Genomic DNA, 21,587 nt, shown 5'->3' with positions numbered 1-21,587 from the left:
TCACTGCCCCAGTGAGAAGGTGCTCTCCGCCGTGGGGACGGACAGCGCGGCGAGGGTGCGCACGTGGATGCTGTCCTTGATGGACGTGAGGTTGGCGCCGCGGGTGGACACCCGTTCGGCCGCCTGCGCCACCGCGGTGGACAGCAGCTCGTCCTCACCGGCGACGGCCTGCACGATGCCGAACTCCAGAGCATCCGCGCCGCCGTAGCGACGACCGGTGGTCATCGCGTCGATCATCGTTCGACTCGGCAGACGCTCGGCCAGCAGCGTCGACATGCCCTCGGTGAACGGCATCCCGAGGTTCACCTCGGGAAGGCAGAAGAAGCCCCGGTCAGCACGCATGACGGACGTGTCGTGGCACAGGGCGAGCATCGCGCCGGCGCCGAAGGCATGCCCCTGCACGGCGGCGACCGTCGCCATCGGGAAGCGCAGCAGTCGGGTGTAGACGGTGTGCACCAGGTCGAGGTACTCCGGAATGGAGTCCGCGTGGCTGAACAGATAGCCGGTGTCCAGGCCGTTCGAGTAGAACTTGCCGCCGCCGACGGTCACCAACGCGGCCGGGCCCTCGGACGCCTCGGCCTCGTCGAGGAGCGTGTGCACCTGCTCGATCCACTCCGGGTGGAAGCGGTTCTCCGGGTTGACGCCGTCGGCGTGGGCGAGGCTGAGGACGAAGACGTCTCCGTGGCGATCGAGTGAGGGCATGGACGGATGATACTCGTCGGTAACCAGACCCCGATCGACGCCGGCGACGCTCGGTTGCGCAGGACCGATTTCCGGAGGACCGTGCAGTCATGGCGCTCGCGGAGATTCTCCAACTGTGTGTGATCGTGCTGCTCGCAGCCGTGTCCACGATGCTGCTGTTCGTCGGTGCCTACGGGTCGGGGGCCGTGCTCGCGTCCGCGGCGTCGGTGTGGTTCTGGCGTCTCTACCGAGCTCACACCTGACACTCCGCCGTCTCGTCTGCCGCAGCGAACGCCCGCCCGCGGCGATAGGGTCGGACATGTGAGCACTCCCCCCGTACCGGCCGACTCGGAGAACGCACTCGTCGATCCCGAGACCGATCCCACCGGAGCCGCCGAGGCGGCCGCCGCCGCCCTCGCCCGGATCACCGGCATCGCCGAGCACCCCGTGGCAGTGGTCCTCGGATCCGGATGGCAGAAGGCCGCGGAGCAGTTCGGCACGCCCCAGCACATCGTCCCCATGTCCTCGCTGCCCGGCTTCGCCGCACCCAGGGCGCTGGGCCACTCCAACGCCATGTGGTCCGTGGACGTCGAGGGCACGCAGGTCCTGATCCTGCTCGGCCGCACCCACGCGTACGAGGGACATCATCTCGGCCGCGTGGTCCATCCCGTCCGCACTGCGGCAGCCGCCGGCGCTCGCACCATCGTCCTGACCAACGCGGCGGGCGGCATCCGTGAGGGCATGGCAGTCGGTGATCCTGTGCTGATCTCCGACCACCTCAATCTGACAGCACGGTCGCCGTTGATCGGAGCCCAGTTCGTCGACCTGGTCGACGCGTACTCGGCCGACCTGCGCGAGGTGGCCCGGGGAATCGACCCGAGCCTGACCGACGGCGTCTACGCCGGACTGCCCGGCCCGCACTACGAGACGCCCGCCGAGATCCGCATGCTTCGCACGCTGGGCGCCGACCTCGTCGGCATGTCCACGGTGCACGAGACCATCGCGGCGCGGGGTGCGGGTGCCCGCGTCCTGGGTATCTCGCTGGTGACCAACCTCGCGGCCGGGATGACCGGAGAGCACCTGGACGGCGACGAGGTGATCGCCGCCGGCGCCGCCTCGGCCGAGCGGATGGGAACTCTGCTGCGTCGGCTGGTCCCGCAACTGTGACGGACCTCGGTGCCGTCGTCCGGCAGTGGATCGAGGACGATCCGGACCCCGCGACGCAGGCGGAACTGCGCGATCTCGACGAGAGTGATCTGGCCTCGCGGTTCGCCGGTGCGCTCACGTTCGGCACCGCGGGTCTGCGCGGACCCGTGCAGGCCGGGCCCAGCGGTATGAACGTCGCCGTCGTCACCCGGGCAACACACGGTGTGGCGCAGTATCTCTCCCGTCATCACGTGCCCGGCTCCGAGGTGGTGGTGGGCCGGGACGCCCGGCACGGCTCCGCCGAGTTCGCCGTCGCCGCGGCCGAGGTCCTGGCCGCGGCCGGCTTCCGCGTCACCCTGCTCCCGGACCCGGCGCCGACCCCGGTGCTGGCGTTCGCCACGAGATCACGTGGCGCCGTCGCCGGAATCCAGGTCACCGCCTCGCACAACCCCGCGGCCGACAACGGCTACAAGGTCTACCTCGACGGTGGCGCCCAACTGGTGTCGCCCGCCGACAGAGAGATCGAGGAGTTCATCCGGCAGGCGCCGGGTGCGTCCTCGATCGCACGCACTCCCGTCGCGCCCACCTCGGACCCCGTGATCACGCAGTACCTCGACCGGGTGGCGCAGCGAGTTCCCGAGCGGCCGTCGCATGCCGGGCTGCGCATCGCACTCACGCCGATGCACGGGGTCGGCGGGCCTGTGGCCGTGGAGGCGCTGCGCAGCAGCGGTTTCACCGACGTCCACACCGTGACGTCGCAGTTCGACGCCGACCCGGACTTCCCCACTGTCACCTTTCCCAACCCGGAGGAGCCGGGCGCGGCGGACCAGGTGCTGGCGCTCGCCGCCGAGGTCGACGCGGCACTGGCCATCGCCCTGGACCCGGACGCGGACCGATGCGCGATCGGCGTGCGCGGGCCGAACGGCGTCCGCATGCTCACCGGCGACGAGACGGGAGCGGTGATCGCGGACCGCATCCTGCGGTCGGCGCCGGCGGGATCACTCGTGGCCAGCACCATCGTGTCGTCGAGCCTGCTCTCGGCACTCGCGCCCGCCCGCGGCGCCCGCTACCGGCGCACGCTCACCGGCTTCAAGTGGCTCGTGCGCGCCGGCGACGGCCTCGTGTACGCCTACGAGGAGGCGATCGGACACTGTGTCGACCCGGACGCCGTGCGGGACAAGGACGGCATCTCGGCGGCCGTGCTGCTCGCACACATCGCGGCCGACCTGGCCGAGGAGGGACGCACGATCCTCGACGTCCTCGACGATCTCGACCGCGAGTTCGGAGCGCGCGTGGGCACCCAGGTGTCTCGGCGCGTCACCGACCTCTCGGAGATCGGGGACATGATGACGCGCCTGCGTTCCGCACCACCGACGACGTTGGCGGGTGCGACGGTGACCGTGCGCGACCTGAACACGCCCGACACCGAACTCCGCACGGACGCAGTGGAACTGACCAGTGAACGGTTCCGCGTCATCGTTCGGCCGTCGGGAACCGAACCCAAGTTGAAGGCCTACCTGGAAGTGGTCGAGCCAGTGGCGACGGCGGAGGATCTGGCGCCGGCCAGGACTCGCGCAGCCGACACGCTCGAATCCCTGGCCGACTTCGCCCGCTCGCTCTAGCGAGGACCGAACTGACGGTCCCCGGCGTCACCGAGGCCCGGCACGATGTACGCGTTCTCGTTCAGCCCCTCGTCGATGCTCGCGGCGACGAGGCGCACGGGCAGTCCCGACGACGCGAGTGCCTGCACTCCCTCGGGGGCCGCCACGACGCAGATGCACGTGACGTCGTCCGCGCCGCGCTGCACCAGAAGCTCGATGGTGTGGACCATCGACCCGCCCGTGGCCAGCATCGGGTCGAGGACGTAGACCGGGTAGCCGGCCAGGTCGTCGGGCAGCGATTCCATGTACGGCACCGGCTGATGTGTCTTCTCGTCGCGCGCGATGCCGACGAAGCCCATCCGCGACTGCGGGATCAGCGAACTGGCCTTCTCGACCATGCCCAGGCCCGCGCGCAACACCGGTACCAGCAGCGGCGGCGACTTCAGGCGCGTTCCGGTGGTCACCGCGACCGGCGTCGTGACGTCGAACTCGACCACGGGCGCGTCGCGCAGCGCCTCGTAGACCAGCATCTGGGTCAGCTGGCGCAGTGCGGATCGGAATGCGGGGTTGTCCGTCGACTGGTCGCGCATCTGGGTCAGCAGCGCGGACGCGAGGGGGTGGTCGAGTACGCGGGTGTCCATGTCGGGCGTGGTGTTCACCGGGATCACCCTAGTCGGCGATCGGCGCCCACTCCCGGTCGAACGGATCCGCGTGGTCGGGGAACCGCGGGCCGCTCCGCACCGTCTGACTTCGAGACGGTGCGAGCACGCGAGTGAACGGTGGACTGCAGTGGCCGAGAGCGGTACGACATTCGACGTCCGAGTGGACGGTCTGCACGACGGCGCCGGCCGTCTGACCGACGCCGCACTCCTCGTGCGGGACGCGTCCACGGTGGCGCGGGCGGCAACGGGCTCCGCGGCGACGCTCGGACTCGTCGGAGCCGACTTCGGAGCCGCGTTCGCCGGTGCCGCGGCGCGCTACGCCGACGGCCTCGGTGCCTTGTCCGACCTGTTCGAGCACCTCGGGGCGTCCGTCCAGTCCGCGGCGCGGTCCTACGGCGACGGCGACACCGCGCTGTCCGACGCGCTCGCCGGCACCGGTGCACCACGATGATCGACCTGCTGGCCGCGCCCCTCGAGACTCTGATCCGCTCTCTCGGCACCGGCTGTCCGTCCCCCGACACCGATTCCCTCGACTCGGGCATCGCGTCACTGTCCGATGCCTCGCGACAGGTGACCGACGGAGTCACCGCTCTCACGGACGCGTGGTCCGGACCCGCGTCCGAGGCTGCTCTCGACCTGACCGTGCGCGGCGCCGCCGCTGCCGGGTCGATGATCGAGCACGCCGGCGCGCTGCAGTCACTCGCCGCGGAGGCGCAGGCGAGCGTCGCGCGTGGGGTCGCCGAACTGCAGACCATCATGGCCGCTTTCCTCACGGGCGCAGCCGCACTCGCGCCCGCGGCCCTCACTCCCCCGGGACAGAGCGCACTCATCGCCCACGCGACGCACCACCTCGACAGTGCTCTCGCCGTCCACGCTCGGGTGCGAGCAGAGCTCGATGCCCTGGCTGCCCGCGTCGGTGCACTCGTCGTGCCGGAGGTTCCCGCACTCCCGTCCCTGCCCGCGTCGCCGGACGCGGCTCTCCGCGGGCTCTTCGGGCCGACGACTCCGGAGCAGCTGGTCGATCCGGCGTCGCCCGGTACCGACGGGACCGGCACGCTCGTGACGCTTCCCGACGGCAGCACCGCCATGGCGCCCAACGAGCGCGCGGCCGGTGCCGTTCGCTTCGCGCTGGCCCAGCAGGGCACGCCGTACGTGTGGGGCGGCACCACCCCTGGCCAGGGCCTGGACTGCAGCGGGCTCACGCAGAGCGCGTACGGCACCGCCGGAGTGGACCTGCCGCGGCTGGCTGCCGACCAGGCTGTGGGCAGCCCGGTGAGCGCCGAGGACCTGATGCCGGGCGACCTCGCCGTGTGGGACGGTCACGTCGCGATGGTGGTGGGGAACGGTCAGATGGTGGAGGCGGGCGACCCGGTCAGCGTCAGCGCCGTCCGGACGTCGAACGTCGGCATGAGCTTCCACGGCTTCTACCGGCCGACCGCATGACCGGCGGATCCGCTTCCACGCGCGCCGGACGCATCGCGGTGCTGCCGTCCGGCGAGATCGTGGACCTGGAGCTCGAACGGAACGAGCTCGCCTTCGGGGGTTCCGCGGTGGCTGCCGCGGTGCGGGTGCTGCACGGGCTCGCGCACCCGGTCGCACCGGTGCCCGGGGCGGGCCTTGCCGACGACGACCTCGTCGAGACCGCCTCGTCCGGTTCGGCACGACGCGTGTCCACCCTGCTGCACCGCACTCTCGACGACCTCGCACGCGTGCGCGGCCGCAACGACAGAGATGACGCGCTCGTCCGCGCCGAGGTGGACGCGCACGGGCGTCTGGTCGGCCTCACCATCGAGGACGGCGTCCGGGAGATGCGCTGTCACCGGGTCGAGGCGGCGATCGTCCACGCGGTGAACACGGCCGTTCTGGCCGTCGTTCTCGAGCGTGCCGACATCCACGCCGCCCTGCGTCTGGGACTCGACACGGCGTCCAGTGAGGACGCCCGGCGGCTGGGATAGGCTCGCGGCCATGGCTGGAGACATCGTCCCGATCGAACTCGGTGTGACTGCCGGCGACCTCGTCACCCTGTGGGCGCCCGAGTGGCGTGAGGACGGCGAGGAGTGGGAGGCCTTCCTCGGTCGCGAGGACGATCTCTACGCGTTCCCGTCGGTGGCCGAGATGGCGGCGTTCATCCGCACCGACACCGACAACGACCTCGTCGACCATCCCCAGTGGCGCACCGTCGTCGCGCTGTCCGCAGCCCACATCGAGCCGGACGACGACCACGTCTACGACCTCGTGGGTGTTCCCGAGCTCGCCGCGGGCGATCCCGACGAGGATTCCATCATCGAGCTGGCCCGCTCACTCGAGATGGCACGCACGCTCGGCGAGGTCTGCGAACTGGATGCCGTCACCCGTTTCTTCTCTGCCAATGCGCTTCTCGGAGTGCTCTCTCGCGGCGCCGACGCCTTCGTCGGGCGTGAGGGCTCGCAGCTGTGGAACCGCATCGGTGCCGTCGTGGCGAAGGGGTGGGACGCCGTTCTCGACGCCATCGACACCGTCCTGACCACTCCCGACGTCGACGCCGAGGCGACCGCCGTGGCCGATGCCGAGATCACGGCCGCAGCCGAGAACATCGTCGACGCAGAGGATCTGGACGACGAGGACATCGACACCGACGACGACACCGCTTCGGACGACTCCGATGTGCTCGTGGTACCCGTCGACACCGAGGACGAGGACGAGACCTTCTGGGGCTCGGTGGGTATCGATCCGGTGCGCATCATCACCTCCGAGGACACGTACTACACGCTGCGCTGCTACCTCGACGACGAGCCGCTGTTCCTGGGACGGTCGGGCGCGATCTTCGTGTTCGGTAGTGAGCGGGCGCTCGCCCGCTACCTGGCCGACGATCACGACCACGACCTCACGACGGTCAGCACGTACGACGACGTGCGCACCGCGGCCGTCGACGGTTCTCTCGACGTGCAGGTGACCGACGAGAACGTGTACGTGCTGCCCGGGCTCGCCGACGACCTGGCCCGCGGGCCGGAATCCGTCGACGCCGATCAGCTCGATCTTGCCGTCGAACTGTTCACCGACGCAGCCGACTACGCCAAGGACGCGTCCGTCGAGGAGGCACTGGCGCCGGCCACTCCCCTCGGCTGGCTCATCTCCTACATCCTCGAGCCGGTGGACGGACGCATGGCTCCGAGCGCCCCGTTCGACGCGGAGGCGGAATCGTGGCGCGCCCTCGAGCGCGAGTTCGAGACCCGGTTGCGTCCGACCACCTGACCGTCGGCGCGCCGATCAGGCGCGCAGGATCTTCGCCATCGGTCGCCCCTTGGCGAGCTCGTCGACGAGCTTGTCGAGGCGACGGATGTTCTGCATCAGCGGATCCTCCACCGACTCCACCCGCACACCACACACCGACCCCGTGATGAGCGGCGCGTTCGGATTCAGCTGTGCGGCCTCGAAGAAATCGAGGAACGTCGTGTCCGCCGACAGGTGACGGGCCAACTCGGCGTCGTCGAAGCCCGTGAGCCAGCGGACGACCTCGTCGAGCTCGTCCTTGGTCCGACCCTTGCGCTCCACCTTGGTGACGTACAGCGGATACACGGATGAGACGGGGGTGGTGAAGATGCGGTGCACGGGTGGGAGTGTATTCGGCTCGTCGGCCACGTGGTGCGATCCCATCAACTGACCGGTTCGACCCGAGTGCACTCACCTGCTTCACATCACCATTCATGATCGAACCGTCGGGTACGTTCCAGGAATGGCGCCGACATGGGAGCAGTTGCGAGGTTCCAACTACGGGACGATGGGCCGGTCCGTTCGAGGAGTCGTCCACCGACCGGACGGATCCTCGCAACTCGTGCGCCATGCACCTGAGTCCAGCTGGCGTTACGAGAATGAACTCGGCGAGCCCACATACGTGGAAAATGCGACCGATCGGTGGTCTCGCGATCAAGACGCGGTGATGGTTCATACCGTCAAGCACCCCGGAACCGTGTACGTCGTCATGGGTCCCGGCTCGCCGTCGCTGCTACTTCGCGCGTACGACCTTTTCCCTCCGAACCCCACGCCCGGCTATCACGACAAGCTGTTCGGCGAGCCGAGCACGCCGCGGGCAGCCCGAGTGCGGGGCCGCGACGGTTGGGAAGTGAGTGGTCAGGACAGCCAGATGAACCTGACCGTGACGTACGTCTTCGATGCGGAACTCGGCGTCGCCATTCGATGGCAGCGCGGCGACGAGTGGATGGAACTGACCGACTCTCACCTCGACGATGCTTTTGATCGAGAGCTGTTCACGTGGTCCGGACCATCCCGACCGTTCGAGGAAGCCGTATCGCGGGCGCAGCGCGAATACGACGAACGCCAACGTGCACTGGCCCAGATCCCGCAGGCAGTCCCGACGTGGCTTCCGTTGACGACGAATGTGCATCCACAGTCCGGCGATGCCCGTACAGGCGAGCTGAGCCTGGACATCAGCGGTCACGCCCCCCAATTCACGCTGCGGCGGTGGGTGACATCGATCGGTGAGCCGGCTCTGGCGTGGCCGAACGAGAACACGCCGGAACGCTACCGGCGGACCATCGGCGACTGGACGTACGAGATCCGCAGCTACAACGACTTCTCGGAAACCGACTGCGGTCGTATCATCGAGTCCATCGTTCCGGTCGCTCCACCCGATCGCGATCCAGCAGACATCCTGGCCGAGCTCGCCGACGAGGAGTCCGACCGACGCGAGGCGGAGGTGTCCGAGAGTCTCGGGACCGGGCGCGTGATCACCGACCATCTCGGCGGCGAGTCTCTCCTCATCCGAACGGATTTCACCGACGACGCACGATGGCGCGACGTTGCGGTAGCGGCGATGGCGCCCGTACCGAGCGGCGGCGAAGGGGAGTTCGCGGCGTACCTCACGTGCATCGACAACCGGCAGTACGACGGCCTGACCGTCGACGGACTGATCGACATCATCGGGGATGAACCGACCCACTACGTCTTCCTCGCCGACTCCGTTACCGTCAACGATCCCGAGATGCCCATCGTTGCGATGCATACCGGTCCCGACAACCCGGAAAGCCCGCGCGGCAGAACGTTTCGCGTCATTCCCACGGAGATGTGGGGCGTGGAGAACAATCTGTCGATCTCCAACATGGACTTCGAGTCCTTCGCCGACAGCGTCGACGAGGACGGCGTGTTCCGGGGGTTTCCCCAGCCGCCCCAGCCCGTCGAACAGGTGACCACACGTGACGTCGCGCAGTGGATCGCCGGCGACCTCACCACGGACGCACTCCGTGACTTCCACGCCGAGATCTCCGGGTGGAAATACCGCTACCCCGTCCAGCTGTTCGACGTCGACCTGAGCGAGATGCACGCCCAGTTCGGAGACAACGAGATGTCGGCACCAGCCGCATCCTCGGGGTACGAAGAGTTCGTGGCCGCGACAGCCGAAGGCGGCACCGCACTGCGTGGGTCCGTCTGGACGCACGACGGGCACTGGACATTTCTCGTGCATCACGACTCTCACCGCCCGATCGCGGCGTACCGCGTCACGCTCGCTCCCTATGCTCCCCCGCCGCCGCAGGAAGGCGTACAGCAGACCCAGAGATACGAAGTGCCGTTCGTGTGCACCGAGCCGAGATCACCGATCCTCACCGACGAGGACGACCTGGTCGACCGCGATCTCGTACAACGGGCCGTCCTCGCAGAAGCTTCACGGCTGCACCCCGATGCCGACATCACCGGAGGAATGCCGCTGATGAATCGGATCCCTCGCCTCGTCGGTATACAGATCGGCAGCCACGTCCAGGTCGACCGTCAGCCGGTCTTCTACGTAGCCATCGTGACCGATGTCCAGGACGTGTTCCTGGTCATCGAGGTGCCACAGGAGGGACTGAGAATTGTCGGACCCGGCGAACCCTGATTGTGCACCGTGATCCCCCGGTGGGTGGTTCGGTCGATCGCCGCATCCCACCGGAACCAGCGGACGGTCCATCTCCCACTGGTCTCCGACCTGACCGCGCCTGACGAGTCCCCGTCAGCACATGCTTCACCCGAAGCCCAGGGCGTTGCCGTGGCGTCTCTGCGTACGCGGGGTGCCGGTCCGATGCCTCACGACTTCGAGGTGCCCGCGCTCGTGCGCCTGCTGTTCCCTCAGAAGCGGGACGGTGAACGAGATCTATCAGCGAGTCGAATGCACTGGATCAGCAGCTTGCGGGGAAACTGACACCGACTCGTTGCGGAGTCCAAAACAACCACGTCAGAGGCAGTCTCGACGGTTGCCGCAGCGGTCATCCGCGCGTCGTATACGCGTAGTACAGACCGTCCCTCCAGCGCAGAAAGACTGATGGCCCGGCGCCGTCTCGTGGGGTGAAGATGTCGTACCAGAGTGGCCACATGTGATGGTCAGCGATCCACGCCACGGTCGGCGGCAGGCTCGTGGCGGCTGGCGAGGACGATACCAACGCGTACCCGGTGCCCGCGATGTAGAGCTTGGGCGGTGGATCGATGAACCAGGTCACTGTCCCGTAAAAGGGATACAGGGCCATGAGCAGGGCAATGACCAGTGCAACGAGCAACATCACGGAAGTAAGTAGCCGGCTGCGCATCTTCTCGCTCATCGCACTTACCCGCTCCCGTCGGATCCACGGCCACCACCGTGCGCACAACTATCCACTGTTAACGCACCGTCATGGATGCCGAACGCATGGCGCCGTAGGAGTGGGCAGACCCGCCTGCGACCGTAGCGTCCAATTTTCGCCGACTGCGGTAGATGCCGGGTCTAATCGATGGCGTCTTCGATCAGTCCGTATGGAGGTCGGTTTGAATCGCCGCTGTACCGAACCACGACGTTAGCCTCATCGACTGATGCCGGAGGTTCATTATCGACGATAATAATCTGCGCTCGCCCGGCGTGGGTACTCAACCACTGTTCGATATGAGCGTAGATCCGATCTACTTTCGAACCTGCTTCCAATGCGATGTCACTAGCGAGAGCGGATCCGTCACTGACTTGCCGCAGCCCCTTTTGAGGGCTGTCGATCAGGAGGAAGCCGGGATGGGACCGACCCTGCTCGATGGACAGCTCGAAGATTGCCAGTTCCCATGCCAAAGCAACGAGCGTCATCGCACCGGCGGAGCCAAGCTGGTCATATCTTCCCCCGCGAGCGTGCGGCACAAGTGAGCTGTCGATGAAAGGCTCGCTGATCTTCGGAAATGCGAACGTCGTTAGCAGTTCTCCAAATCGCCTACTCAGTTGGTCCAATACTTCATCGCGATCCAACTGTGCTAGCTCAAGTTCTTTACGCCGCTCACGCGCGGCCGCGAGTATTGCGCTGATGCGATTCGCTTCGCGTTCACGTTCCAATAGTTGTTTTTGCATTCGGAAGTGCCCCTGTAGGGTACCGAGTTCGGAATCTAGACCAGCAATAGTGTTCGTCAAAGTGTCACGCTCAGTGATGAAGGGTGCGACGGCAGGGGCTGTAGACGCGTCCAGAGCCCGTTGCGCCTCGTTGAGCGTCTGCTGGACCTGCTGTTGTTGGGCAGTGAGGTCAGCGACCTCGACTGCAACTTCGTCGACAAATGAAGCTAGCTCTCTCAAACGTCGACGAACATTTCGCCTTTCGCGACTAAGGTCGACCTGGGGGCCGCCGTTCTGGTCTAGAGCGGGTTCAGCTAAGGCTGCGTTCACCGGTTGCCGACACAATGTGCAGTTGCCGTTCGCGATGGACAAAGCCTCAGGCAGATGGTTCTGACATGCAGGACAGACTGTGACGGACAATGCATCGAACAGCTGCTGTGCTTCTGCAAGAAGTTCTATCTTGTGTAGGTCGTCTGCATACTGCGATCGCAGCGTCCCTAACCTCCCTAAAAGCGTATCTCTTTCGCGAATTTGACCGGCCAGCTCACGAGCGCTTTGCGCAGCATTGTTATACGTTGCGCGAGTTGCCGCGGCGAACCTCGTAGACGCAGTAAGTGTCTGCGTAAGCTGCGAGAGCTGTTGTGTTGCAAGTACTTTTCGAGCATTAGCGCGTGTGGCGGCCTCACGAAGATCCGCTTCGCCGCGTACGCCAGCTTCTAGCAGGAACGACCGAAGTGTACTCAACCCAACCTGCGCTTCGCGAAGCTCCTCCCGCAATGCTTGGATGTGGGCGGTTATGTCCGAGTACTCGTGGTCGGAGACCTCGAAGAGATAGTCAATAACTTGCCGTAACTTAATGTTTCGGTGCGGTTGCCTTTCGTACACCAAGTCGGTACTGCCGATCCGGGTGTGCGCGAGGAACGCCAGTGGCATGACGTCGCGAAAACTCAACACCGACGTAGTCGAGTCGTCCTTAGTCGGTGCCTGCCGCACACGTAGTCCATCGAGACCGCAAGCGCGTAGCAGAAACTGAGACAACGAATCAGTATCCGATGGATTCATTGTCAACCTACGGAACCAGGAGCCGTCGAACCTTTTGTGATCGCCTCGAAATAACAGCACGGTGGAGGTGCTGCCTCCGACTGGGCGTTCAATCACGTATCGAGAGATTTGGTGTGTATGCGGGGGCGTGACCGAGCCGCCGGCCTCGGGGTCGGATTGTCCGTCCTGCTGGCTTTGTTGCGCGTCGTGTTCGCGCTCACGTTCTTCATAGTCCGGAAAATCAGTGCCGAGGCGCTCGAGAATCTCGACGGCTAGCTGTGCTCCGCGTACATTGTCGGTGACTTCAGGGTGCGTCGGATGGTTGGCAGCACCTAGACAGTAGTCGATGAAATCCAGCACAGTTGTTTTGCCCGTTGAGATCTCGCCGACTACGAGGGACAGATCCTTCCCCGCGCCTGCCTCGTCTGTGAAGTCCACCTCGTAGTCTCGGCGAATGCCTTTCAAACGAAGACCGAGTACGCGGATCCGCGGGTGCGCTTCCGGGTTACTGACAGCAGTGAAGTTCCGCTCGAAAGCCGATACGGCTGTTTGTTCCGACGCCTGATCGGCCTTATCGGCCGGTTCAGTGGGTTCTGAGGGTTCTGCTGCCTCGTTCACTTCGGTTTACCAAAGAGGGTCAGCTCGGCGTCGACCCCTAGGAGGTCGAACATGACGGGATCGGCGCGCAGCCAATCCGATAATTCCCGTTGAAGCGCGGTGTCGTTCAAACGAGCAATACGTGCAAGCATCAACTGCGCGCTCGACCGATATGCGTCTGCGTAAACGGAGGTGAGCTGCTCGGCGATCGCCGATCCCGAGTCAGTGACAAGAAAGACCCTGCGCGCATTGGCGGTACCCATGCGGGCGAGCCCAAGCGATATGAGGCGACTCAGATCTTCAACGAGTCGCTCGCGTCGGGTGGCATAGCGCTGGCCGGGCGCGGCGTTGCTCAGCGGGTGGTCGGTGAAACCCGCGAGGCGGAGTCGGCGGTATGTAATGTCAGACGGCTGGAGGATCAAAAGTGGATGAGAGGCCGCAAAGTCGGTCACCCCAAGCCTGTGCAGATCTAGAGTGACTGACAACTTGTTTGCCTCGGTCAGAAGCAGCAGTAGCTGGGCATGCCGAAATTGAGGTACGTCGTCGGGACGTAGACGACCGGTTGCTGAAGATGGTTCGATCAGGCTGGTCACTGCACCCTCTCCGTAGCAGTCTTGGACTCTGATTCTATCGCCTTCAATTCGCCAGCGGTTGGGGCAGTGCCCAGCTCTTCGACTGGACTCACTTGTGCGAAATTGTCGCGGATTTCTGCGATCTCGCGCCAATTGCGAACCCATCCTGCGCGTGCAGCCTCGACTTGCTGATGCATGAGTCCCTGGCCGTGGAGTGTTTGCGCGCGGAGGCCTTCGGCGTGATCGTTGTGTTTGGAATCGATGACGTCCATCACGTGTTCGTATAGTCCCGGCAGTAGGTTCCCCGTAGTGTCAGCGGCGATGCTGTTGTACTTGTTTTCCCACGTGGATCCGATTCTCGCCCGCCATGTTCGAAGGGCACCAACTTCCCGAGGAACCGCTTTATCTGCCACTTCCGCTTCAAGTATTTCTGCGTTGAAGAACGCCTCTCGTGCGCTTCTGGTCTCGTGCATGTTCGCATGAGCGAGCTGGTGAACGAACAAAAAATCGTCGTATCGATTCTCGTTAGAAACGTCCTGCCACAGAACTGGATCTGGGGTTGATTGCTGGAGCGTTGGGTGTGTGGTGTGGCTGCCAAACCAGTACTCTCGTGTGGCACGCGCCTGCTCAGGCATCAGCAGGCGTCGCAGTCGGCCCGCATCCCACAGATCAAGTGCAACGTTGTCTCGCTTCTCTGTCCTCTTCTTCCAGTTGTCCCACCATTGCATCATTTTCGGAGTGAGCTCACTGGGTACTGCCAGGGTCCAGGTCGACAGTGTGTATCCGTTGCCTCCAGCAGCTCTGTGTGCGGACTTGTAGGAGTCGCGAATGTCGCTTTGATGTCCGACATCGGTCTTGGTCGGGTAGAACTTGGCTTGCCACACGCCGACGGTTCCGCCATCCAAGTCGCCGATGAACGCATCGATGCCCCAGTCACCGGGACTGGCTGTGGGTGACCGAACCTCCGGATGCGCCACTCCAACGACGTCGTTGACCAACTGTTCGAAAAGTGGGCGAGCGCCCTCGACGGAACCGGCAAGCACGATCAGTTTATGGAAGTTGACCAGGCCCGCGGAGTTGATCGTGTGATCAGCCATCGTCGTCCTCCTTGCGTGTCAACCCGCGTAGCATAGCGATCGGTCGGTTGTCGCGACTGCAACGGGCGGAGCCCACGTTCGCGTAAGTCTCATGTTCGGCAGACCGCCGAACACTGATATTATCCGAACATGCAAGGTCTTGTGGGAAGCGACGGACCACCGCAGAACGACGCAGACGTGATCGAGACCTGCACGCGGGTGATCATGGACCACTTGCCACGTTCGTGGACTGTGTCCGTGCAACCCAGGTCGGAAGCAGAGTTCCACGGCGCCCGCGAGGTAGATGCTGATATCGTCCTGTCGGCTCCCAACGGACAACGGGTCATCCTTGAAGTTGAGGTCAAGACCGGTGACTTCCGCGCTGCAGACGCACAACGGATCGCCTCCCGGTTTGATCAACTGTCAGGCCACACGGCCGACACCGCCCCACAGGGGCGGAACCGCAACTCGCGGTCGAGCGTAGTTCCGACGCTCTTCACCAAGTACCTGACCAGGCCAACCCAGGAACGACTTGCCGAATTCGGGTTGAGCTACGTGGATGCAACCGGGAACCTACGGCTCAAGTCGGACAATCCAGTCATGTATCTGTCAGATCGTGGCGCCGATAGTGACCCGTGGCGGATAAGAAGTGGACGTCCTCATCTCGCGCTGAGAGGAGAACCCGCCGCGAAAATAGTGCGCACGTTGGCTGACTTCCGCGGGCCATGGAAGACCCGTGGTCTCATCGAAGCCGCTGGCGTGTCTACCGGCGCAGCGTACCGGGTGCTTGAGTATCTGGAGAGCCAGGAGCTACTGGAACGACGCGGCAGCCGAGGACCAATCAACGTTCCAAATTGGGAGACCCTCCTTCGACTTTGGAGCCACGACTACCACCTGATGGAGACCAACAGAATCACGCGGTGGATAGCGCCGCGGGGCCACGAAGATCTACTCAACCGTATGAGTCAATCGTCGATCCTCGATTACGCCGTCACCGGATCGCTTGCAGCGAGTGTTTGGGCACCATACGCGCCGACGAAGTCAGTGATGATCTACACGTCGACGCCAGCTCACGCTGCACATGAGTGGGGACTCCGCGCGTCAGACAGAGGCAATAATGTGCTACTTGTTCAGCCTGCATATGCTGTTGCACTGGATCGAACGGTGCCAGGTCCTGCCGGTCTTAGGACCGCAGCCCCCGCACAGGTAGTCGTTGACCTGATGACAGGGCCGGGACGTGCACCGTCCGAAGCTGAAGAACTTCTAAACTGGATGGGGCAACATGAGCACACCTGGAGACGGCTGCAGTGAGCCACCGGGAAACTTGCTGGTCCGCGCACGCACCGTATTACTAGATGCCCTAGAGGCGTTGGCAGATCACCGTGACGCTGTGATAGTCATCGGCGCTCAGGCCGTATATCTGCATACAGGCGGTGTCGACGTTGCGATTGCAGAAGCAACCAAAGACAGCGATGTCGCGCTCGATACTCGCATCCTGGGGAATGATCCGAAGGTAGACGCAGCAATGAAAGCTGCCAACTTCATCCTGAACCCTGATACGGGGCAGCCGGGGTCCTGGGTCAGCCCTGACGGTATCCCTGTGGATCTGATGGTGCCAGAAATGCTTGCGGGGGCAGGCAGTCGCAGTGTCGAAATGCCTCCTCACGACAAGATGACGGCCCGTCGTGCAGTTGGACTGGAAGCGACGGTTATCGACTACAGCGAGATGCCGGTTCCGTCCCTGGACACTTTCGACCGTAGGGTTGTTACCGCAAAAGTTGCTGGTCCGACTGCTCTTCTAGTGGCTAAATGTCACAAAATTGGTGAGCGGGCGGCCAACGAAAATCCGAGTCGGCTCGTCAACAAAGACGCTCATGACGTGTACCGAATTCTGCGAAAGTTTCCTACAGAAGTTCTCGCTAACAAGTTCACGGAATTACTTACTGACGAATTAGCCGGAACAGTTTCCGCGGATGCACTCGACTACTTGCAGAGTCTGTTTGGCGACGGTCCTGAAGCAACTGGATCAGTGATGGCTGGGCGTGCGGAGGAAGGCGTCGGAGAACCTGACGAGGTATCAGTTTCGGTCTCGTTTCTGGCCGCGGACTTAGTAAACGCGATCCGGCCGAGTTCATAGCACCGCTCATAGTTACAGCCCAATGTCGTTGACAGCATTGCCGATCAGCGGTGCGTTTTCGCGAGCGTAGCGCTCGAGCATGGCGGGGGTGGCGTGACCGGTCTATCGCATTATGGCGTGGGCGTCGGCGCCATTGCGGAAGGCTTGAGTGACGAACCCGGCACGGAGGGAGTGTCCACCAAGCTGCGTGACCAGACCAGGGTCGTAGCCGGCGCGTTCGGCCCGGCGACGGATAGTTTTGTAGATAGCGGCGCCGGACAAAGGTGTGGTGCCGAGGTTGCCGTTCTTCGCAACGGCGCGGAACGGCGGTGTCCGCGCCGTGGTCCGGGGCTCCCCCGCGGCACAAATGCCCCTCGAACGGCTCACGACCGCGGAGCAGCCGGATGACGGAGGTGCGCCCGCCGGCGTCGAATGCCACACAATTTGCACCCATCGCGCATACGCGCAGGGCGGGCAGGTTGCGTGCGATTCGGTCGTCGGGAGTGCCCGGATGACGCCGTGGCCTTCCTGGTCGGTCTTGGTTTTGCGGAGTTGGACGTACAGGCCGTCCTCGCGGTGCAGTGTGACGTCGCGGCGTATGAGGTCAGCGAGTTCGGAGCGGCGGAACGCGCCGGCGAATCCGACGAGCAGCAGTGCGGTGTCGCGGCATTCGAAGACGTCGTCGGCCCACCCGTCGCACTGGCCGCGGGCTGCGTCGACGAGGTGCCAGATGCCGGAGACGAGCAGTGGCGCACGTTGCGTGCGGTGGCGATCGCCGGTGCTGGCGTAGTCGCGGCGTATGCCCGCGAGGGTGGCGGCGACGAGCTCGCGCGCCGATGGCTGCGGGTGCCCGGCGGTGCGGTGGTAATGGTTGATGGCTGCCGCCCGGGCGGAGAGAGTGTTTGCTGCCTAAGCCTTCTCCCCCGCCGCGGTGACGGTGTCGGCGGCATCAACGAGGTAGGCGGCGACCGTGACGGGGTGCGCCGGCGGCGCATCGTGCCTGTTGCGGGTGCACCTGTCGGTGAACCGTCTACACCCGGATCCAAAGGCGCAGCGGGTTCCGGCCGACCGGGACGACTCCACCGCAGCGGTGATGCGTGCGGACACCGCCGCAGGGATCGCGGGCGCTGCCGTGCCCTCCGAGGGACCCGAGACGGCCGTCAGATAGCGCACGGGGGCCGCTTCAACAGGTCTGGACTCCTTCGCTGCCTAGACCCCTCGTCGGACACGGCCGCAAGCAAACTGTGCTGAACTGACTCTTCAGCAGTCATGATGCGTTAAGTGACATTATCGACGCTGATCCCCCTTCGGGCGGCGTTGAAATCCTCTTCCGCCCCAATAAGCCGCTACCCCAACAACACCCGATACCCGGGCTTCACGACATCGTCGATCAACGCCAACCTCTGGTCGAACGGCAGGAACGACGACTTGAGCGCGTTGATGGTGAACCGCTCGAGGTCCGACCAGCCGTAGCCGAATGCCGTGGCCAGCCGGTACATCTCCTTGCTCATCGAGGTGTCGCTCATCAACCGGTTGTCCGTGTTCACGGTGACGCGGAACCGTAAGCGGGCCAGAATGTCGAAGGGGTGCTCCTCGACACTGGCCACTGCGCCCGTCTGGACGTTGGAGCTGGGGCACAGTTCCAGTGGAATCCGCTTGTCCCGCACGTAGTTCGCGAGCTGGCCGAGTTCGCGGGCACCGTCGGCATTGATGGTGATGTCGTCGACGATGCGCACCCCGTGGCCCAACCGGTCCGTGCCACAGAATGCGATCGCTTCGTGGATGGAAGGCAGGCCGAACGCCTCGCCGGCGTGAATGGTGAAGTGCGCGTTGTTGGCCCGCATGTACTCGAACGCGTCGAGGTGCCGGCTCGGGGGGAAGCCCGCTTCCTTGCCGGCGATGTCGAAGCCCGCGACACCCTGATCGCGGTACCGGACCGCGAGTTCGGCGATCTCGCGGGAACGGGCGGCGTGCCGCATCGCGGTGAGGAGGCACCCGATGACGATGGGCCGACCGGCCGCACGGGCGGCACTCTCGCCCTGGCGGAACCCTTCGAGGGTGTGTTCCACGACTTCGTCGAGCGTGAGCCCCTTCTCGAGGTGCTGCTCGGGTGCATAGCGCACCTCGGCGTAGACGACACCGTCGGCGGCCAGATCCTCCGCGCACTCGCGCGCCACGCGCTGCAGGCCCTCGGCCGTCTGCATGACGGCGACGGTGTGCGCGAACGTCTCGAGATACAGCTCCAGGGAGCCGCTGTCGGCGGCGTCGCGGAACCACCGGCCGAGGCTCTCCGCGTCCGACGCGGGAAGCCCGTCGTACCCGCACTCGCTGGCCAGTTCCAGCACGGTCGACGGCCGGAGCCCACCGTCGAGATGGTCGTGCAACAACGCCTTCGGCGCGCGGGCGATGTTCTGCATGTCCAGGGGTGCCGGACCGCTCAGTCGTGCCGCGCTGTCCGGAGCAACCGTCAGATCGTCATCCATGTCCCGACTGTAGTGTTCGCGGCCGCGCCTCGCGCCCCTCGCCTACAGCGGGTCGAGGATGCGTTTGAGGAACTGTTGCGTCCGCTCCTGCGCCGGGTGCGTCAGCACATCGGTGGGGGTGCCTCTCTCGACCACGACTCCCCCGTCGACGAACAGCACCTGGTCGGCCACCTGCTGCGCGAATCGGATCTCGTGGGTGACGACGACCATGGTCCAACCCTCGCTCGCGAGGTTCTTCATGACCGCCAATACCTCGCCGACGAGCTCGGGATCGAGCGCCGAGGTGGGCTCGTCGAACAGCATCAGCTCGGGCGCCAGGGCGAGTGCGCGGGCGATCCCGACGCGTTGCTGCTGACCGCCCGACAGCTGGAACGGGTACTGGTCCTCCTTGCCGGTGAGACCGACCTGCGCGAGCAGTTCCCTGCCGGCCGCCTCGGCCTCCGCCCGTGGGTGCTTCTGCACGATCACGGGACCCTCGACGACGTTCTGCAGCACCGTCTTGTGCGGGAACAGGTTGTGGCTCTGGAACACCATGCCGCTCTGCGCGCGCAGCGCTGCCGTCGCCGACCGGACGCGCCCACGCGGAGCCGACGCCAGGGCACCGAAGTCCGCGGACACGTCGCCGATGCGCACGGTGCCGGAGTCCACCGGGTCGAGCGCGTTGAGCCCGCGCAGCAGCGTGGTCTTGCCGGAGCCGGACGGACCCACGACGACGGTGACCGTGCCGCGGTCGGCGGTGAAATCGACTCCCTGCAGGACGTGGTTGTCGCCGAACGACTTCCGCAGTCCCGTCGCCTCGATCAAGGGCTTCTCGGTCATCGCGCCACGTACCTGTCCAGTCGGGTCTCGAGTCTGCCCTGCACGGAGGACAGGACGATGCAGATGATCCAGTAGTACACCGCGGCCACCGAGTACAGCGCGAAGAAGTCGAAGGTGGGGGCTGCCGCGAGCTGCGCCACGCGGAGCAACTCGGTGACCAGGATCGTGGACGCCAGCGACGTGTCCTTCACCAACGAGATCAACGTGTTGGACAACGGCGGCACCGCGGTGCGCAGTGCCTGCGGCAGGACGATGCGCTGCAGCGTGGTGCGGTACCCCATGCCGATGGTCTCGGCCGCCTCCCACTGGCCCTTGGGCACGCCGAGAATGGCCGCCCGCACGATCTCGGCCGCGTAACCACCGACATTGATGCTGAACGCCACCACCGCCGCGGGGAACGGCGAGATGACCACCCCGAACTGCGGCAACGCGTAGAACACGATGAACAGCTGCAGCAGCAACGGCGTGCCGCGGACGATCGAGACGTAGAAGCGCGCGAGCAGCGACAGGGGTCGGATCGAGGAGATCCGGGCCAGTGCCACGGCCAGCGCGATCGCGAGACCGATGACGAAGCTGATCGCGGTGAGCGGCAACGTCGTGGTGACGGTGGCCTTCAGCATCGGCACCAGGTTGCGGGTGATCAGTTCCTGAGTCGACTCGGTGGCGCCGGCCTCGGCGGTGGGCGCGGTGGCCGCGGCGGTCTGCGGATCGGGCACCGCGACGTCGGACCCGAAGTAGCGCTCCGAGGTCGCCGCCAGCGTGCCGTCGTCCTGCAACTCCTCGAGTGCCGTGTTCACCTGGTCCATCAGCCCGCTGTCCTTACGGGCGGCGAAGGCCTGCAGGCTGGTGTCCCCGGTCTGCGCGGCCACGGCGACGCCCGTGTCCCCCGTCTGGGCGAAGTACTCGGCAATGGCGAGCGAGTCGTTGACGGTGGCGTCGACACGGCCGTCCTTGACCAGCGTCACCGCCTGGACGAATCCCTCGACTACCTGCACCTGAGCGCCGGCGTCGGTGGCCACCTCGGCCCAGTTGCTCGTCGACGACTGCGCCGTGGTCCGGCCGGCCAGGTCGGCGAGCGAGGTGATCGACGTGTCCCCGGCCCGCGCGACGATCTCGCCCTCGGAGACGGTGTACGGCCGCGAGAGGTCGTACTTGGCCTGCCGTTCGTCGTTGACGGTCACCTGGTTGGCGATGAGGTCGAACCGGCCGGACTCGAGACCGGCGAAGATCGAGTCGAACGGCGTCTGGACGAACTCGACGCGGACGCCGAGTTTCTCCCCGACCGCGCGGACGACGTCGATGTCGTACCCCGTCAGGTCACCGTCGGACCCCTGGAAACTGAAGGGGCTGTACGTGCCCTCCGTGCCGACAACGAGCACACCGTTGTCGGTGACCGTGTCGATCAACGGTTCGTCCGAGGACGACCCGCACGCGCCCAGCAGGATCGCGAGCATCACCCCCACCAGCGTGACGAGGGACCACCGAGCGCG

The 21,587-nt window shown here is 65.3% G+C and carries 19 protein-coding genes and 1 pseudogene; 9 read left to right on the top strand and 11 right to left on the bottom strand.

Annotation, left to right across the window (positions count from 1 at the left end; genetic code table 11):
• On the bottom strand, positions 1–702 hold the full coding sequence (locus tag JOE30_RS12440) for an enoyl-CoA hydratase/isomerase family protein (RefSeq protein WP_204866993.1): 702 nt from the start codon (positions 700–702) through the stop codon (positions 1–3).
• A gap of 89 nt (positions 703–791) precedes the next feature.
• Between JOE30_RS12440 and JOE30_RS12435 the strand changes: the two genes are divergently transcribed.
• Genes JOE30_RS12435 through JOE30_RS12425 form a run of 3 tightly spaced genes read left to right on the top strand, consistent with a single transcriptional unit; the run spans position 792 to position 3,449 of the window.
• Positions 792–944, top strand: coding sequence for a hypothetical protein (locus JOE30_RS12435; protein WP_204866990.1), 153 nt, complete (start codon positions 792–794; stop codon positions 942–944).
• Positions 945–1,002: 58 nt separating this feature from the next.
• Complete coding sequence (locus JOE30_RS12430; protein WP_204866988.1) at positions 1,003–1,848, top strand: purine-nucleoside phosphorylase; 846 nt, start codon at positions 1,003–1,005, stop codon at positions 1,846–1,848.
• Positions 1,845–3,449 carry a phospho-sugar mutase gene (locus JOE30_RS12425; protein ID WP_204866986.1) on the top strand — a complete coding sequence of 535 codons (1,605 nt, stop codon included), beginning with the start codon at positions 1,845–1,847 and terminating at the stop codon, positions 3,447–3,449. The genes JOE30_RS12430 and JOE30_RS12425 overlap by 4 nt, the downstream gene beginning before the upstream one ends.
• Here JOE30_RS12425 and upp read toward each other — a convergent pair.
• Positions 3,446–4,069 (bottom strand): uracil phosphoribosyltransferase, encoded by a 624-nt coding sequence (gene upp / locus JOE30_RS12420; protein ID WP_027503708.1) that lies wholly within the window; start codon positions 4,067–4,069, stop codon positions 3,446–3,448. The two genes, JOE30_RS12425 and upp, sit on opposite strands and share 4 nt — an antisense overlap.
• A 148-nt stretch (positions 4,070–4,217) precedes the next feature.
• Between upp and JOE30_RS12415 the strand changes: the two genes are divergently transcribed.
• The 4 genes from JOE30_RS12415 to JOE30_RS12400 are packed head-to-tail and all read left to right on the top strand — an operon-like array spanning position 4,218 to position 7,321.
• Positions 4,218–4,541 (top strand): hypothetical protein, encoded by a 324-nt coding sequence (locus JOE30_RS12415; protein WP_204866984.1) that lies wholly within the window; start codon positions 4,218–4,220, stop codon positions 4,539–4,541.
• Positions 4,538–5,533 carry a C40 family peptidase gene (locus tag JOE30_RS12410; protein ID WP_204866981.1) on the top strand — a complete coding sequence of 332 codons (996 nt, stop codon included), beginning with the start codon at positions 4,538–4,540 and terminating at the stop codon, positions 5,531–5,533. Before JOE30_RS12415 ends, JOE30_RS12410 begins: the two co-directional genes overlap by 4 nt.
• Positions 5,530–6,045, top strand: coding sequence for a hypothetical protein (locus JOE30_RS12405; RefSeq protein ID WP_204866979.1), 516 nt, complete (start codon positions 5,530–5,532; stop codon positions 6,043–6,045). Before JOE30_RS12410 ends, JOE30_RS12405 begins: the two co-directional genes overlap by 4 nt.
• A gap of 10 nt (positions 6,046–6,055) precedes the next feature.
• Positions 6,056–7,321, top strand: coding sequence for a primosomal protein (locus JOE30_RS12400; RefSeq protein ID WP_204866977.1), 1,266 nt, complete (start codon positions 6,056–6,058; stop codon positions 7,319–7,321).
• Positions 7,322–7,336: 15 nt separating this feature from the next.
• Here the strand turns inward: JOE30_RS12400 and JOE30_RS12395 are convergent, their stop codons facing one another.
• Positions 7,337–7,723 (bottom strand): DUF2200 domain-containing protein, encoded by a 387-nt coding sequence (locus JOE30_RS12395; protein WP_204866975.1) that lies wholly within the window; start codon positions 7,721–7,723, stop codon positions 7,337–7,339.
• 283 nt (positions 7,724–8,006) lie between these two features.
• Here JOE30_RS12395 and JOE30_RS12390 point away from each other — a divergent pair, with 283 nt between their 5' ends.
• Positions 8,007–9,956 carry a hypothetical protein gene (locus tag JOE30_RS12390; protein ID WP_204866974.1) on the top strand — a complete coding sequence of 650 codons (1,950 nt, stop codon included), beginning with the start codon at positions 8,007–8,009 and terminating at the stop codon, positions 9,954–9,956.
• A gap of 367 nt (positions 9,957–10,323) precedes the next feature.
• On the opposite strand, the gene JOE30_RS12385 is transcribed toward JOE30_RS12390, so the two are convergent.
• The 4 genes from JOE30_RS12385 to JOE30_RS12370 all read right to left on the bottom strand — a co-directional run bounded on the left by JOE30_RS12385 (position 10,324) and on the right by JOE30_RS12370 (position 14,700).
• Positions 10,324–10,653, bottom strand: a complete 330-nt coding sequence (locus JOE30_RS12385; RefSeq protein WP_204866973.1) for a hypothetical protein — start codon at positions 10,651–10,653, stop codon at positions 10,324–10,326.
• A gap of 161 nt (positions 10,654–10,814) precedes the next feature.
• Complete coding sequence (locus JOE30_RS12380; RefSeq protein ID WP_204866972.1) at positions 10,815–13,052, bottom strand: ATP-binding protein; 2,238 nt, start codon at positions 13,050–13,052, stop codon at positions 10,815–10,817.
• Positions 13,049–13,624, bottom strand: a complete 576-nt coding sequence (locus tag JOE30_RS12375; RefSeq protein ID WP_204866971.1) for an ABC-three component system middle component 2 — start codon at positions 13,622–13,624, stop codon at positions 13,049–13,051. Before JOE30_RS12375 ends, JOE30_RS12380 begins: the two co-directional genes overlap by 4 nt.
• Complete coding sequence (locus JOE30_RS12370; protein ID WP_204866970.1) at positions 13,621–14,700, bottom strand: hypothetical protein; 1,080 nt, start codon at positions 14,698–14,700, stop codon at positions 13,621–13,623. Before JOE30_RS12370 ends, JOE30_RS12375 begins: the two co-directional genes overlap by 4 nt.
• 1,369 nt (positions 14,701–16,069) lie before the next feature.
• Between JOE30_RS12370 and JOE30_RS12365 the strand changes: the two genes are divergently transcribed.
• A complete protein-coding gene (locus JOE30_RS12365; protein WP_307806158.1) occupies positions 16,070–16,816 on the top strand; it encodes a hypothetical protein in 747 nt (248 codons plus the stop codon).
• Between the two features lie 12 nt (positions 16,817–16,828).
• On the opposite strand, the pseudogene JOE30_RS12360 reads toward JOE30_RS12365, so the two are convergent.
• From JOE30_RS12360 to JOE30_RS12345, 4 genes and pseudogenes are all read right to left on the bottom strand, one after another.
• Positions 16,829–17,959: pseudogene (locus JOE30_RS12360) on the bottom strand (tyrosine-type recombinase/integrase).
• 182 nt (positions 17,960–18,141) lie between these two features.
• Positions 18,142–19,212, bottom strand: a complete 1,071-nt coding sequence (locus JOE30_RS12355) for an adenosine deaminase (protein ID WP_239532689.1) — start codon at positions 19,210–19,212, stop codon at positions 18,142–18,144.
• Positions 19,213–19,320: 108 nt separating this feature from the next.
• Positions 19,321–20,097 (bottom strand): amino acid ABC transporter ATP-binding protein, encoded by a 777-nt coding sequence (locus tag JOE30_RS12350; protein WP_275581299.1) that lies wholly within the window; start codon positions 20,095–20,097, stop codon positions 19,321–19,323.
• Positions 20,094–21,551 carry an ABC transporter permease subunit gene (locus tag JOE30_RS12345; protein WP_204870326.1) on the bottom strand — a complete coding sequence of 486 codons (1,458 nt, stop codon included), beginning with the start codon at positions 21,549–21,551 and terminating at the stop codon, positions 20,094–20,096. The genes JOE30_RS12350 and JOE30_RS12345 overlap by 4 nt, the downstream gene beginning before the upstream one ends.
• Positions 21,552–21,587: the final 36 nt, after the last annotated feature.

It is taken from the genome of Rhodococcus sp. PvP016 (assembly GCF_017832185.1).
Classification (GTDB): domain Bacteria; phylum Actinomycetota; class Actinomycetes; order Mycobacteriales; family Mycobacteriaceae; genus Rhodococcoides.
The sequence above is the reverse complement of the archived record's forward strand: the minus strand, read 5'-3'. Positions and strand labels throughout refer to the sequence as shown.